Source organism: Enterobacter sp. HSTU-ASh6 (assembly GCF_026319105.1).
In the GTDB taxonomy this organism is placed as follows: Bacteria; Pseudomonadota; Gammaproteobacteria; order Enterobacterales; family Enterobacteriaceae; genus Enterobacter; species Enterobacter sichuanensis.
Window position 1 is genome coordinate 1 of sequence record NZ_WSPD01000027.1, and the last position, 13,466, is coordinate 13,466.

Annotated in this window: 14 protein-coding genes and 1 riboswitch; of the genes, 3 read left to right on the forward strand and 11 right to left on the reverse strand. The window is 58.4% G+C overall.

All coding sequences use genetic code 11. The features are described 5' to 3' along the window. Positions 1-148: 148 nt before the first annotated feature. From GM298_RS21405 to moaA, 6 genes are all read right to left on the reverse strand, one after another. Positions 149-856 (reverse strand): Bax inhibitor-1 family protein, encoded by a 708-nt coding sequence (locus tag GM298_RS21405; protein ID WP_025757249.1) that lies wholly within the window; start codon positions 854-856, stop codon positions 149-151. 64 nt (positions 857-920) lie between these two features. Further along, positions 921-1,373, reverse strand: coding sequence for a molybdopterin synthase catalytic subunit MoaE (moaE, locus tag GM298_RS21410; RefSeq protein WP_025757248.1), 453 nt, complete (start codon positions 1,371-1,373; stop codon positions 921-923). A gap of 1 nt (position 1,374) precedes the next feature. After that, positions 1,375-1,620: a molybdopterin synthase sulfur carrier subunit gene (moaD, locus tag GM298_RS21415; protein ID WP_025757247.1), complete on the reverse strand. Its 246-nt coding sequence runs from the start codon at positions 1,618-1,620 to the stop codon at positions 1,375-1,377. Next, complete coding sequence (moaC, locus tag GM298_RS21420) at positions 1,613-2,098, reverse strand: cyclic pyranopterin monophosphate synthase MoaC (RefSeq protein ID WP_266155257.1); 486 nt, start codon at positions 2,096-2,098, stop codon at positions 1,613-1,615. Before moaC ends, moaD begins: the two co-directional genes overlap by 8 nt. A gap of 3 nt (positions 2,099-2,101) precedes the next feature. Further along, positions 2,102-2,614 carry a molybdenum cofactor biosynthesis protein B gene (gene moaB, locus GM298_RS21425; RefSeq protein ID WP_025757245.1) on the reverse strand — a complete coding sequence of 171 codons (513 nt, stop codon included), beginning with the start codon at positions 2,612-2,614 and terminating at the stop codon, positions 2,102-2,104. Positions 2,615-2,638: 24 nt separating this feature from the next. Next, positions 2,639-3,628, reverse strand: coding sequence for a GTP 3',8-cyclase MoaA (moaA, locus tag GM298_RS21430; RefSeq protein ID WP_266155259.1), 990 nt, complete (start codon positions 3,626-3,628; stop codon positions 2,639-2,641). Further along, positions 3,616-3,750, reverse strand: a riboswitch (molybdenum cofactor riboswitch). It overlaps the preceding gene by 13 nt. A 226-nt stretch (positions 3,751-3,976) precedes the next feature. On the opposite strand from moaA, the gene yvcK reads away from it, so the two are divergent. Beyond that, entirely contained in the window at positions 3,977-4,885 is a 909-nt protein-coding gene (yvcK, locus tag GM298_RS21435; protein WP_025757243.1) for a uridine diphosphate-N-acetylglucosamine-binding protein YvcK, read from the forward strand. An 86-nt stretch (positions 4,886-4,971) separates the two neighbouring features. Here yvcK and uvrB read toward each other — a convergent pair whose 3' ends face one another. Further along, positions 4,972-6,987 (reverse strand): excinuclease ABC subunit UvrB, encoded by a 2,016-nt coding sequence (gene uvrB, locus GM298_RS21440; RefSeq protein ID WP_025757242.1) that lies wholly within the window; start codon positions 6,985-6,987, stop codon positions 4,972-4,974. A 752-nt stretch (positions 6,988-7,739) separates the two neighbouring features. Between uvrB and GM298_RS21445 the strand changes: the two genes are divergently transcribed. After that, positions 7,740-8,462 (forward strand): ABC transporter ATP-binding protein, encoded by a 723-nt coding sequence (locus tag GM298_RS21445; RefSeq protein WP_025757241.1) that lies wholly within the window; start codon positions 7,740-7,742, stop codon positions 8,460-8,462. Here the strand turns inward: GM298_RS21445 and bioD are convergent. Genes bioD through bioB form a run of 4 tightly spaced genes read right to left on the reverse strand, consistent with a single transcriptional unit; the run spans position 8,425 to position 12,052 of the window. Further along, entirely contained in the window at positions 8,425-9,126 is a 702-nt protein-coding gene (gene bioD, locus GM298_RS21450) for a dethiobiotin synthase (protein WP_185857686.1), read from the reverse strand. The two genes, GM298_RS21445 and bioD, sit on opposite strands and share 38 nt — an antisense overlap. Beyond that, on the reverse strand, positions 9,119-9,874 hold the full coding sequence (gene bioC / locus GM298_RS21455; RefSeq protein WP_266155263.1) for a malonyl-ACP O-methyltransferase BioC: 756 nt from the start codon (positions 9,872-9,874) through the stop codon (positions 9,119-9,121). The genes bioD and bioC overlap by 8 nt, the downstream gene beginning before the upstream one ends. Then, entirely contained in the window at positions 9,858-11,015 is a 1,158-nt protein-coding gene (gene bioF, locus GM298_RS21460; RefSeq protein ID WP_262748596.1) for an 8-amino-7-oxononanoate synthase, read from the reverse strand. The genes bioC and bioF overlap by 17 nt, the downstream gene beginning before the upstream one ends. Continuing rightward, positions 11,012-12,052 (reverse strand): biotin synthase BioB, encoded by a 1,041-nt coding sequence (bioB, locus tag GM298_RS21465; protein WP_047958061.1) that lies wholly within the window; start codon positions 12,050-12,052, stop codon positions 11,012-11,014. Before bioB ends, bioF begins: the two co-directional genes overlap by 4 nt. Before the next feature lie 68 nt (positions 12,053-12,120). Here bioB and bioA point away from each other — a divergent pair, with 68 nt between their 5' ends. Beyond that, positions 12,121-13,428 carry an adenosylmethionine--8-amino-7-oxononanoate transaminase gene (gene bioA, locus GM298_RS21470; protein WP_266155265.1) on the forward strand — a complete coding sequence of 436 codons (1,308 nt, stop codon included), beginning with the start codon at positions 12,121-12,123 and terminating at the stop codon, positions 13,426-13,428. Positions 13,429-13,466 lie beyond the last annotated feature (38 nt).

The following is a 13,466-nucleotide window of genomic DNA, read 5'->3' on the forward strand; positions in this document are numbered from 1 at the left end:
TCACCATGGGTAAAGGATGTTAAAAAGTGTTCACCATGTCCCCGAACACCTGTCTACCATGTCCCCGGACTGTACACCCCAAAGGGGAGAGGGAACCGATCGAGCCCCTCTCCCCTTTGGGGAGAGGGGTTGGGGTGAGGGGAAATAACTAGCGACGGTTGCCGAAAATGCGCAGCAGCATCAGGAACAGGTTGATGAAGTCCAGATAGAGCGTCAGCGCGCCCAGAATCGAGTATTTGCGCAGGTTAGAGCTGTCACGCACGTCGATCTGTTCGCCAATATTTTTCAGCTTCTGGGTGTCATACGCCGTCAGCCCCACGAAGACCACCACCCCAATGTAGGTCACCGCCCACATCAGCGCTTCGCTCTTCAGCCACAGGTTTACCAGCGACGCCAGCACGATCCCGATCAGCCCCATGAACAGCATGCTGCCGAAGCCGCTCAGATCGCGTTTGGTGGTGTAACCGTAGAGGCTCATCGCACCAAACATCCCGCCGGTTACCACGAAGGTGCTGGCGATGGAAGAGTAGGTGTAAACGATGAAAATGCTGGAAAGCGTCAGCCCCGTTAACGCCGAATAGAGCATAAACAGGGTCGTTGCCATACCGGCACTCAGCTTGTGCACCAGGCCTGAGAGCACAAACACCAGCGCCAGCTGCGCGATAATCAGCCCAAAAAAGGTGATTTTGCTGGAGAAGATAAACATCATCAGCTCAGGGGTGTTCGCTGCATACCACGCGATAAACGCAGTAAGCAGTAAGCCGACCGTCATCCAGCCATACACCTGAGCCATATACGTCTGCAGCCCGCTACGGGTCTGCTGTACTATTGAATCGGAACGCGGAAATCGGTCCATGATTCACTCCTGATTAAGATTAAGTAGACACACACGTTAAGAGTAACACATCCACGTAAACCGACTACCAACGGCTGGCGGCCTGTTTATCGCTGTCGCGGGACTCCACCCACCGTTCGCCTTCCGGCGTGGCTTCGCGTTTCCAGAACGGCGCTCTGGTTTTAAGGTAATCCATAATGAACTCCCCCGCGGCAAACGCGCTACCGCGGTGTGCGCTGGTCACCCCGACAAAGACAATCTCCTCGCCAGGCCACATCTCACCGATGCGGTGAATCACCGTGACGCGCCCAAGCGGCCAGCGGCTTCGCGCCTGTTCCACAATCTCCGCCAGCGATTTCTCGGTCATGCCGGGATAGTGTTCCAGCGTCAGCGCCTTCACGCTGTCGCCGAGGTTGTGGTTGCGCACCTTGCCGGTGAAGGTAACAACGGCGCCGTCTTCATCGCGCTCCGCCAGCCAGCTGTATTCTGTACCAACACTGAAGCGCTCAGGACCTACCAGAATTCGGGTTTCCGCCATCTTAGCCCCCTGTCACCGGCGGGAAGAAAGCCACTTCATCCCCTGCCTTCAGCGGATGGGTGAATTCCACCAGCGTCTGATTCACGGCGGCCAGCAGCTTGCCTTCGTCCAGCGCCAGCGCCCAGCGGTCGCTTTGTGCCGCCAGATGCGCGCGCAGGGCCGCAACGTTTTCAAAAGACGCATCCAGCGTCAGGCTGTCGGTGTTGACCAGCTCACGCACCTGGGCAAAAAAGAGCACCTTAATCATCGCTGCCCACCTTAAAATCACCGGACTTGCCGCCGCTTTTTGCCAGCAGGCGAACCGGGCCAATCACCATATCTTTCTGTACCGCTTTGCACATGTCGTAGATGGTCAGCGCGGCGACGGAGGCTGCCGTCAGCGCCTCCATCTCCACGCCGGTTTTGCCGGTTAAACGGCACAGCGATTCAATGCGCACACGGCTGTGCTCCGGCTGCGCCTGCAGGTTCACTTCCACCTTGCTCAGCATCAGCGGATGGCACAGCGGAATTAAGTCCCAGGTGCGTTTCGCGGCCTGAATACCCGCAATACGGGCCGTGGCAAACACGTCACCCTTGTGATGGCTGCCGTCGAGAATCATCGCCAGGGTTTCTGGCAGCATGGTAACGAACGCTTCCGCGCGCGCCTCGCGCACCGTTTCCGCTTTGGCGGAGACGTCCACCATATGCGCTTCGCCAGCGGCGTTAATGTGGGTCAGTTGTGACATAGCTTATTTCTTTAAATGGGGATGGAAATTACACGGACGGGTACGGGCATCCAGCTGCGGGGCGATGATGTTTTCCCACGCGGTGCGGCAGGCTTTGGTCGAACCCGGCATGGCAAAAATCAGCGTTTTGTTCGCCACGCCCGCCACGGCACGCGACTGCAGCGTGGAGGTACCAATCTCTTCAAAGGAGAGCATGCGGAACACTTCACCGAAGCCTTCCACTTCGCGGTCGAACAGCGGGCTCAGCGCTTCAGGCACCTGATCGCCTGTGGTAAAGCCGGTGCCGCCGGTGATCAACACCACCTGCACCTCATCACTGGCGATCCACTGAGAGACCTGCGCGCGAATGGCGTAGCGGTTCTCTTTGACGATCGCTTTATCGACGATCTTATGTCCTGCGTCATGGGCCGCCTCGCGCAGCCAGTGGCCGGAGGTATCATCCTCTTCGCCACGGCGATCGGAAACGGTAAGGATAGCAATGCGTGTCGGGATAAATTCTGCACTTACCTGACTCATCTTCTGATTCCTTCTTAAGCCTGATTACCCGCCGATGTAGGACAGGTTCTGAGTAATGCCGGTATTGCCCTGATGCAGGAAGTGGGTCTGTTTTTTATGCGTCAGGGCCTCAGAGATCCGCGCTTCAAGCGCACTCTGCTGGGTATCATCTGCCAGCAGATCGCGTAGCTCAACGCCACCGTCGCCAAACAGACATAAGTGCAGTTTGCCCACGGAGGAAACGCGCAGACGGTTACAGCTGGCGCAGAAGTCTTTCTCATAGGGCATGATGAGCCCAATTTCCCCTTCATAATCCGGGTGACAGAAGACCTGCGCCGGGCCGTCGCTGCGCTGGCGGATCTGGTGGATCCAGCCGCGTTTCAGCAACTCGTCGCGCAGCACCATGCCGGAGATGTGGTGGCGGCGGAACAGCTCGCTGCCCTCGCCGGTTTCCATCAGCTCGATAAAACGCAACTGAATGGGGCGGGATTTGATCCACGCCAGGAAGGTGTCCAGCTGATGATGGTTCACGTCACGCATCAGCACGGTGTTGACTTTGACCTTTTCGAAGCCAGCCGCAAATGCCGCGTCGATGCCGTCCATGACCTGCTGGAATTTATCCTGGCCGGTAATGGCGTGGAACTGGCGGGCATCCAGGCTGTCCACGCTGACGTTGATGGCGGTCAGCCCCGCATCACGCCAGATGGCCACGTCGCGGGCCATGCGGTAACCGTTGGTGGTAACCGCAATCTGGCGGATGCGTTCGTTTTCACGCACGGCGGCAATGATGTCGGGGAAATCGCGGCGCAGCGAGGGTTCACCGCCGGTCAGACGCACTTTTTCGGTGCCGAGTTCAGAGAAGGCGCGCGTGACGCGGCGCACTTCATCCACGGAGAGAAAGCCGTTATTGGTGACGCTGCCCGGTTTGTAGCCGTCGGGCAGGCAGTAAGTGCAACGGAAGTTGCACACATCGGTAATCGACAGACGTAAGTAATAAAACTTACGCGCGAAAGCATCAGTAAGTTGTGAAGCCATGTACACCTTTCCAGATACGGGAGGCACAGTCATTTCTTTCTGTACCCTGGTGGCAAAGTCGCCACGGCCAGAGCGCCATATCTTTCGACACAGGCACAAAGGCTAGAGTGTATGTTTTCAAATTTGAAAACGTGGTTATGGCGATAGTAGCGCGTAAATCCTCTCACCGCTATTCTCGCTTAACGCTATATAAATAACTACATAACGACATAATCGTGTATTTTCGCTACAGAATACTCAAAAACAGCCTCTTCGCATTGATATGTGTCATTTTGCGTCCGGTAGGGCATCGTCTTTTAGGGGTAGTTAGGGTAGTGTTACGCAGATCAAACGTGATAAGGAACAGGTATGCGCAATCGCACTTTTGCGGATCTTGACCGTGTGGTCGCACTCGGCGGAGGCCACGGTCTCGGGCGAGTGATGTCCTCACTGTCTTCACTCGGCTCCAGACTGACAGGGATAGTGACAACCACGGATAACGGTGGCTCTACGGGGCGCATCCGACGTGCGGAAGGGGGTATCGCCTGGGGCGATATGCGCAACTGCCTGAACCAGCTGATTACCGAACCGAGCGTCGCTTCGGCGATGTTTGAGTACCGTTTCGGCGGGAATGGGGAACTTTCCGGGCATAACCTCGGAAATTTAATGCTTAAGGCTCTCGATCACCTGAGCGTGCGCCCGCTGGAAGCCATCAATCTGATACGTAATCTGCTAAAAGTGGATGCGTTCCTGATCCCGATGTCTGAACAGCCGGTCGATTTGATGGCCATCGACGTGGATGGCCATGAAGTGTACGGCGAAGTGAATATCGACCAGCTAACCCTGCCGCCAAAAGAGCTGATGACCTACCCCGCCGTCCCCGCCACGCGCGAAGCGGTTGAGGCCATCGCCGAGGCGGATGTGATCCTGATCGGCCCCGGCAGTTTTTACACCAGCCTGATGCCGATTCTTCTGGTGAAAGAGCTGGCGCAGGCCTTGCGCAGAACCCCTGCTCCGATGGTCTACATCGGTAACCTGGGGCGTGAACTGAGCCCGGCCGCGGCCAGCCTGTCGCTGGCGGACAAGCTGGAGCTGATGGAGCAGTACGTCGGAAAGAAAATTATCGACGGCGTGGTAGTGGGACCGAAAGTTGATGTGTCAGGGATTGGCGATCGCCTGGTGATACAGGAGCCGCTGGAGGCCAGCGATATCAAATATCGTCATGACAGGCACTTGCTGCGCGAAGCGCTGGAGAAGGCGATTCAGGCGCTGGGTTAACAACCCCCGGTGGCGCTGCGCTTACCGGGGCTACAAGGGGCACTTAACCCGTAGGCCCGGTAAGCGCAGCGCCACCGGGCAAGAAGCTACGATGCTGCAATAAACAGATCCCGCAGCTGATGAAGCTGGTCGCGGATCTGCGCCGCCTCTTCGAACTCCAGGTTCTGTGCGTGCTGCATCATCTGCGCTTCCAGCTCGTGGATTTTCTGCTGCAGCGCTTTCGGCGTCAGCGCGACGGTATCTTCTTCCACCACTGAACGCGCCTTGCCGCGGCCTTTCGCTTTGGTTTTGGCAATGTTCTGACCCAGCGCCAGAATATCCACCACCTTCTTGTTCAGCCCCTGCGGCGTAATGCCGTGCTCTTCATTATAGCGCTGCTGTTTCTCGCGACGGCGCTCCGTTTCACCGATCGCTTTCGCCATCGACGGGGTGATTTTATCCCCGTACAGAATCGCTTTGCCGTTGACGTTACGCGCGGCGCGGCCAATGGTCTGGATCAGAGAGCGTTCAGAACGCAGGAAGCCCTCTTTATCGGCATCCAGAATCGCCACCAGCGAGACTTCCGGCATATCCAGACCTTCCCGCAACAGGTTGATCCCCACCAGCACGTCAAACTCGCCCAGGCGCAGGTCGCGAATAATCTCCATGCGCTCCACGGTATCGATATCCGAGTGCAGATAACGCACCTTCTCGCCGTGCTCTTCGAGATACTCGGTCAGATCTTCCGCCATACGTTTGGTGAGCGTGGTCACCAGCACACGCTCGTTGATGGCGGAACGGGCACGGATCTCGGAGAGCAGATCGTCCACCTGCGTCGCCACGGGACGCACCTCGATAACCGGGTCCAGCAGCCCCGTCGGACGCACCACCTGGTCAACCACCTCATCGCCGGATTTCTCCAGCTCATAGTTGCCCGGGGTAGCCGAGACGTAGATGGTCTGCGGAGCCAGCGCCTCAAACTCTTCAAACTTCATTGGACGGTTATCCAGCGCGGACGGCAGGCGGAATCCGTACTCCACCAGCGTCTCTTTGCGCGCCCGGTCACCGCGATACATCCCGCCAATCTGCGGGATGGTGACGTGGGATTCGTCGATCACCAGCAGACCGTCGGCCGGAAGATAGTCAAACAGCGTCGGCGGTGGCTCACCCGGCCCGCGTCCGGAGAGGAAACGGGAGTAGTTTTCGATCCCGGAGCAGTAGCCCAGCTCGTTCATCATCTCCAGATCAAACTGGGTACGCTGGGTCAGGCGTTGCTCCTCCAGCAGCTTATTGTTCGCCAGAAGCACTTTACGGCGTTCTGCCAGCTCGACTTTGATCTCTTCCATCGCCTGCACGATACGCTCGCGTGGCGTCACATAGTGCGTTTTCGGGTAGATGGTATAGCGCTGAATGACCGACTCGATGTGGCCGGTCAGCGGGTCGAACAGCGAGAGGCGCTCGACCTCTTCGTCAAACAACTCTACGCGCAGCGCAATATCGTCAGATTCTGCCGGGAAGATATCAATCACTTCACCGCGAACGCGGAACGTTCCGCGCTGGAACGCCTGGTCATTACGGGTGTACTGCAGCTCCGCCAGACGACGCAAAATCGCGCGCTGATCGATGATCATCCCCTGAGTCAGGTGCAGCATCATCTTCAGGTAGAGATCCGGATCGCCCAGACCGTAGATAGCCGATACCGACGCCACGACCACCACATCGCGACGCTCCAGCAGCGCCTTCGTCGCCGACAGACGCATCTGCTCAATGTGTTCGTTTACCGAGGCATCTTTCTCAATGAACGTGTCAGAGCTCGGGACGTAGGCCTCAGGCTGGTAGTAATCGTAGTAGGAGACGAAATACTCCACGGCATTATCCGGGAAGAACTCTTTCATCTCGCCGTAAAGCTGTGCGGCAAGGGTTTTGTTGGGTGCCAGCACCATCGTGGGGCGCTGCAGATCGGCAATCACGTTGGCGATCGTGAACGTTTTGCCGGAGCCGGTTACCCCCAGCAGCGTCTGGTGTGCCAGCCCGTCTTCCAGCCCCTCTTCCAGACGGCGGATCGCCTCAGGCTGATCGCCAGATGGACGGAAAGCAGAATTCAATTTGAACGGTTTACTCATGGGCGACAACCTGATGACGTTATAAGCGGCAGGTGAGTAATTTTACTCGTTGTTGCCAGGATTGCCAGTAAAAAACACTGGATGAAAAACCAGTGGCATGTCAGGATATTTAGCATAGCGCCTGAATGATTAGCGCGATACCGGCCAAAATTTGGACTGTGACAATATAAAACACCAGTCAGGTGAGGTTATCCCCAGAACTTTTTCTTTTTTAACATTTGTCAAGCCAGGTCATGATAGTTTTATGGCAACGGGTGACACTTTCGTGACGGGAATTGCTTTTATCTAAGCAATTAAATTTTAAACGATATTTTCTAAAGCCGCGTTTCGCGTCAATTTGGGCGAAAGCCGCGTCTTCTCTCGCTTAACGCGTGTTTTCTAACTCTAATGCACATGGTTATCCACAGGAATAGTGGATAACTGCTTCCAGCCCATACAGACTGGCGCTCGGCAAATTCCCGGATTTTCCCACGAGACGGCAGGAAAAAATTTTTATAGCTATTTTTTGATGATTAACAGTTGTCTCATTCATAACCAATCGATGAGATATAGCTCACAATTTCATCATTCTGGTTCCTGCACCACAACTCACCACCGCCGGCACCGTTGATGTGCACTCCCCCGCTTTTTTCACCTTCCTCCTGTGACGTAGTCCTAAAAAAGGCGCTTTTTTAAACACTTTCCACTTTCTGGCAGGGGTTTTGCACAATCAACATCGAACCTCACCTACACACATTTTTAAGGAGAGAAAGATGTTGAGTCTGCGTGCAGTGAACCAGTTTTACGGAAGCCAACATACGCTATGGAACGTGGATTTAGATTTTCCGCAAGGGGTGTGTACGGGCGTCGTAGGTCTGCCTGGAATGGGGAAAACCACCCTGATGAATTGCATCGCCGGGAAAGTGCCCGTGGAAAGCGGCACCATCATCTGGCATGAAGCGGGCGCGCCGCCGCGTGATTTGCTGAGCCCGGCGCCAGAACAGCGTTCAGGGCCGGGAATTGGCTATGTCCCGCAAGACAGGCGCATCTTCTCCCAGTTAACGATTGAGGAGAATCTGCATATCGCTATGCGGGCGATGGGGAGGCCCGATCCGCAAGCGAAAAGCGAGGTGTACGATCTGTTACCCGAACTCTACCCGTTACGCCAGACCCGGGCCAACGCCCTTTCGCCAGACGACCAGTACCAGCTGGCTCTGGCCAATGCGCTGGTAACCCGTCCGCGGATGCTGATTCTCGATGAGCCGATGCATGGCGCCGGTCACGGTTTTGCGCATAAGCTGGCACAGCTGCTGATACGCCTGAACCGCGAACTGGGCATGACGGTGCTGCTGGCTGAGCAACGGCTGTCGTTTATTCGCCGGGTCGCGGAACGTTTTTGTATGCTATATCGCGGGCGTAACGTGGCCCAGGGCCACGTTAACGAACTGGACGATGAGCTTATCGCCCACTGGATGTCGCTGGAAGCAAGGCGCTGAGGTCGAGATAGCGCCCGGTTTCGGCCCGTTCGGCCTCGTCCGCAAGCCACGGGATCTCCCCGAGAAAAGGGGCAGGCAAAACGCGCTTAAGCGTCGCCAGATACTCCTGATGCCGCTTGCCCGGGGCAACCACGTCGTTGGCGATCCAGCCCGCCAGACGCAGCCCCGCCTGCGAAACGGCCTGCGCGGTCAACATCGCATGGTTAATACAGCCGAGCTTCACTCCCACCACCAGGATGACCGGGAGCTGCTCGCGCTGCACCCAGTCAGCAAACGTCTGGTCCTGCGAGAGTGGCGTAAACCAGCCGCCGGCCCCCTCCACCAGCACCCAGTCCGCCTGGCGTTCCAGCGACCGTAATCCGGCTGAAAGCACGTCAAAATCAATCGGGCGGCCTTCATCGGCGCTGATGATGTGCGGCGACGTCGGCTCGGCAAAGGTATACGGATTCACCGCGGAATAGGCGAGCTTAAGGGTGCTGTTCCGCTGGAGCGCCAGCGCGTCGGTATTGCGCAGACCTTCTGCGGTCATCTCGCTGCCGGAAGCGACCGGCTTATACCCGGCGGTGTTTTTTCCCAGCCGTCGCGCCGCCTGCAGCAGCGCTGCGCTGGCCACCGTTTTCCCCACTTCCGTATCCGTTCCGGTGACAAAGTAGCGTTCAGTCACGTTCGATAACCCCATGAAAAAGTTGATAAGAGAGCGGGAAATCTCCCCGCTCCTGCGGCCAGGCCAGCTCCAGGCGCTGCAACTGACCCCGGGTGAGCAGTTTTTTCTCGCGTCCGGTGTGCAGATGCGTGGCACCAATCCCCTTCAGCGAGCGCATGGCACTGAGCGCGTCGCTGAAATGGAGGGTGATGGTCTGCACCTGACTCTGATAGCGCCAGCCAGCCAGCGCCTGCGTGACCTGTTCGTGCGGTAAAAACCGGTTTGCGTGCGGCTGTTCATCTACCGCCTGCCAGGCCTGGTTGAGCTCCGGTAACGAGCTTTCCAGCAGCGTGGTAAACGCGACTCTCCCGCCCGGACGCGCCACGCGGTAAAGCTCGCTTAAGGCCTGCGGCAGGCTGCTGCACCATTGCACGGCCAGATGGCTCCAGACCAGGTCGAATTGCGCGTCTGCCAGCGGGATCGCTTCGATATCCGCCACCAGATAGTGATGCGCGGCCTGCTGCTGCCGTGCCTCTGCAAGCATGTCAGGAGAGAGGTCGATGGCCGTCACCTGGCTTCCTGTTTCGCGCCAGTAGCGGCTATTTCCGCCTGGACCGCACCCGGCGTCCAGCACCTGGCTAAAGCACGTTTCGCCGAGCAACGCCAGCAGCCCCTCAGCGCTCTGACGCTGAAGTTCATCGTGCTGTGAGTAGCTGCGCGCGGCCCGGCCAAAGGCCGCCGCAATGGCCTGTTTATTGACTGGCGACATGCAACGCCTCCAGAAGGGCATCAATATCGTCGGCTTCGTGTGCCGCGGTCAGCGTGAGGCGCAGTCGGGCGGTACCCGGCGGCACGGTGGGCGGACGGATGGCCGTGACCCACATCCCCCGCTCGCGCAGCGTATGCGCCAGCGTGAGCGCCAGGCTGTTTTCACCGACGATTACCGGCTGGATTGCGCTCTGCGATTCGGTACTCCGGAAGGGAAGCCGATCCAGACCCTGTCGAAAACGCCGGATGTGTTCCGCCAGACGAGCCCGGCGTTCACGGCCTTCGGCGCTGCGAATCACCCGCACAGACGCAGACAGCGCCACCGCCTGCGCGGGGGGCATACTGGTGCTGTAGATCAGATGACGGGCAAACTGCAGCAGATAGTCGGCGACGGATTCGCTGCACAGCACAGCCGCCCCGCTCACGCCAAAACCTTTGCCGAAGGTGACAATCAGCAGTTCCGGCTTCACCTGCTGCTGATGGGCGCTACCGCGACCCTCATCGCCCATCACGCCAATGCCGTGGGCATCATCCACCAGCACCCAGGCGTTTTGCCGTTTTGCCGCGTCATGCAGCGCGGCAAGCGGCGCGCTGTCGCCATCCATGCTGAACACCCCTTCCGTGACCACCAGCTGTTGCCCGTCGCAGGGTTTACCCAGCAGCGCGGCGAGTTGCCCCGCGTCGTTATGCGCAAAGCGACGCAGCTGCGCCGGGCTTAAATGTGCCGCCTCCAGCAGGGAGGCGTGGCTTAAGCGGTCGGCGACAATACGGTCATTCTTCCCCATCAGCGCGGTAATGACGGCCTGATTGGCCGCGAAACCCGAGATAAACAGCAGCGCGCGCGGGTAGCCCAGCCAGTCGGCAAGCGTCTCCTCCAGCGCCTGGTGCGCGGTGGTGTATCCGCTGACGTGCCCGGACCCGCCGCTGCCCACGCCATACTGCTCCGCGCCCTGCTGCCAGGCGCGGATGATGGCCGGATGCTGGCTCAGCCCGAGATAATCGTTGCTGGAGAAGTTACAAAACTGCCGGTTCTCACGGGTCAGAAAACGGCCTGCGCCGTTTTCGACAACCCTGCGTACGCGAAACGCATCTGCCGCCCGCCGCTCGTCGAGCGCGGAATGGATACGTGTCTCCCAGGTCATACCGCTGCCGCGTTGTAGAACTGGTCGGTGTCGGCATTAATAATCTGCTGCTCCAGCTGCTGCTGTTGTTCGTTATCCCCCGCCAGCACCTCGGTCTGATGCGGGTTCAGCCCCAGCTTGCGGAACAGCTGAACGTCTTTGTCCTCTTCCGGGTTCGGCGTGGTCAGCAGCTTGCAGCCGTAGAAGATGGAGTTGGCCCCGGCCATAAAGCACATTGCCTGGGTCTGCTCGTTCATCTGCTCGCGACCGGCAGAGAGGCGCACATAAGAGGTCGGCATCATGATGCGCGCTACCGCGATGGTGCGGATAAAATCAAACGCATCCACATCCTCGTTATCCGCCAGCGGCGTGCCTTTCACCTTCACCAGCATGTTGATCGGCACGCTTTCCGGTGGCGTCGGCAGGTTCGCCAGCTGCAGCAGCAGACCGGCGCGATCTTTCACCGTCTCACCCAGACCCACGATACCGCCCGAGCACACTTTGATCCCCGCTTCACGCACTTTATCGAGCGTGTCCAGACGCTCCTGATAGGTACGGGTGGTGATGATATTGCCGTAAAACTCCGGCGAGGTGTCGAGGTTGTGATTGTAGTAGTCCAGCCCGGCCGCCGAGAGGCGCTGCGCCTGCTCTTCGTTCAGCGTGCCCAGCGTCATACAGGCTTCGAGACCCATCTCTTTCACGCCCTTCACCATCTGCTCCAGATACGGCATGTCGCGGTCGTGCGGGTTTTTCCACGCCGCGCCCATGCAGAAACGGGTCGACCCGGCGTTTTTCGCCTTACGGGCGGAGTCGAGCACCTGCTCGACCTCCATCAGCCGTTCGGATTCAAGGCCCGTTTTATAGCGCGCGCTCTGCGGGCAATATTTGCAGTCTTCCGGGCAGGCGCCGGTCTTGATGGACAGCAGCGTGCTGACCTGAACATGGCGCGGATCGAAGTGCTGACGATGCACCTGTTGGGCTTCGAACATCAGCTCAAGGAAAGGTTTGTTGAATAATTCAGTGACTTGCGACATCGTCCAGCGTGCGTGGTGAGCCATGGGGCTTCTCCAAAGGGTTTTGTTAATTTTCGGTTCGGTTTATACTCGTAAACCTAAAACTTTTCAAAATGGTTTACAAGTCGATTATGACCCAGGACGATCTCACCTTCGACACGCAGCATATCTGGCACCCTTACACCTCGATGACCCGCCCGCTCCCCGTCTATCCGGTCGCCTCCGCCCACGGCTGCGAGCTGCATCTCGCCAGCGGCGAGCCGCTGATTGACGGGATGTCCTCCTGGTGGGCGGCCATTCATGGGTATAACCACCCGCGCCTGAATGTGGCGATGAAAGCGCAGATTGACCAGATGTCGCACGTAATGTTTGGCGGGATCACCCATCAGCCTGCGGTGGATTTATGTCGTCGGCTGGTGGCGATGACGCCTGACGCGCTGGAGTGCGTATTCCTTGCTGATTCCGGCTCCGTGGCGGTGGAAGTGGCGATGAAAATGGCGCTGCAGTACTGGCATGCCAGAGGGGAGTCCCGTCAGCGGTTCCTCACCTTCCGTAACGGTTATCACGGGGATACCTTCGGGGCGATGTCGGTCTGCGATCCGGATAACTCCATGCACAGCCTCTGGAAAGGGTATCTGCCGGAAAACCTGTTTGCCCCGGCCCCGCAGAGCCGTTTCGACGGCGAGTGGAACGAGATGGACATGGTCGGCTTTGCGCGGCTGATGGCCGCCCACCGCCAGGAGATTGCCGCCGTTATTCTGGAGCCCGTTGTCCAGGGTGCCGGTGGAATGCGGATGTACCACCCGGAATGGCTGAAGCGTATTCGCAGGATGTGCGACCGCGAGGGCATTTTGCTGATTGCCGATGAGATCGCCACCGGTTTTGGCCGCACGGGCAAGCTGTTTGCCTGCGAACATGCGGGTATCACCCCGGATATTCTGTGTCTGGGTAAAGCGCTCACCGGCGGCACGATGACGCTCTCCGCCACGCTCACGACCCGCCAGGTCGCCGACACCATCAGCGACGGCGACGCGGGCTGCTTTATGCATGGCCCGACGTTTATGGGCAACCCGCTGGCCTGCGCGGTAGCGAGTGAAAGCCTGGCGATTCTGGAGAGCGGTGAGTGGCAAACGCAAGTGGCGGCGATCGAAGCGCAGCTGAAAGAAGAGCTGAGCGCCGCCTCGGGAGCGAATTTCGTGGCGGACGTGCGCGTGCTGGGGGCCATCGGGGTGATTGAGACTACCCATCCGGTGAACATGGCGGCGCTGCAGCGCTTCTTCGTGGATCAGGGCGTTTGGGTGCGCCCCTTCGGCAAACTTATCTACCTGATGCCGCCGTATATCATTACGCAGGAGCAGTTGCGTAAATTAACCGCCGCGGTCGTTACAGCCGTTAACAATCCCGCGCATTTCACGATTTAACCCCATGCGTTACACTTTCTGAACGAGTGAATCACGAG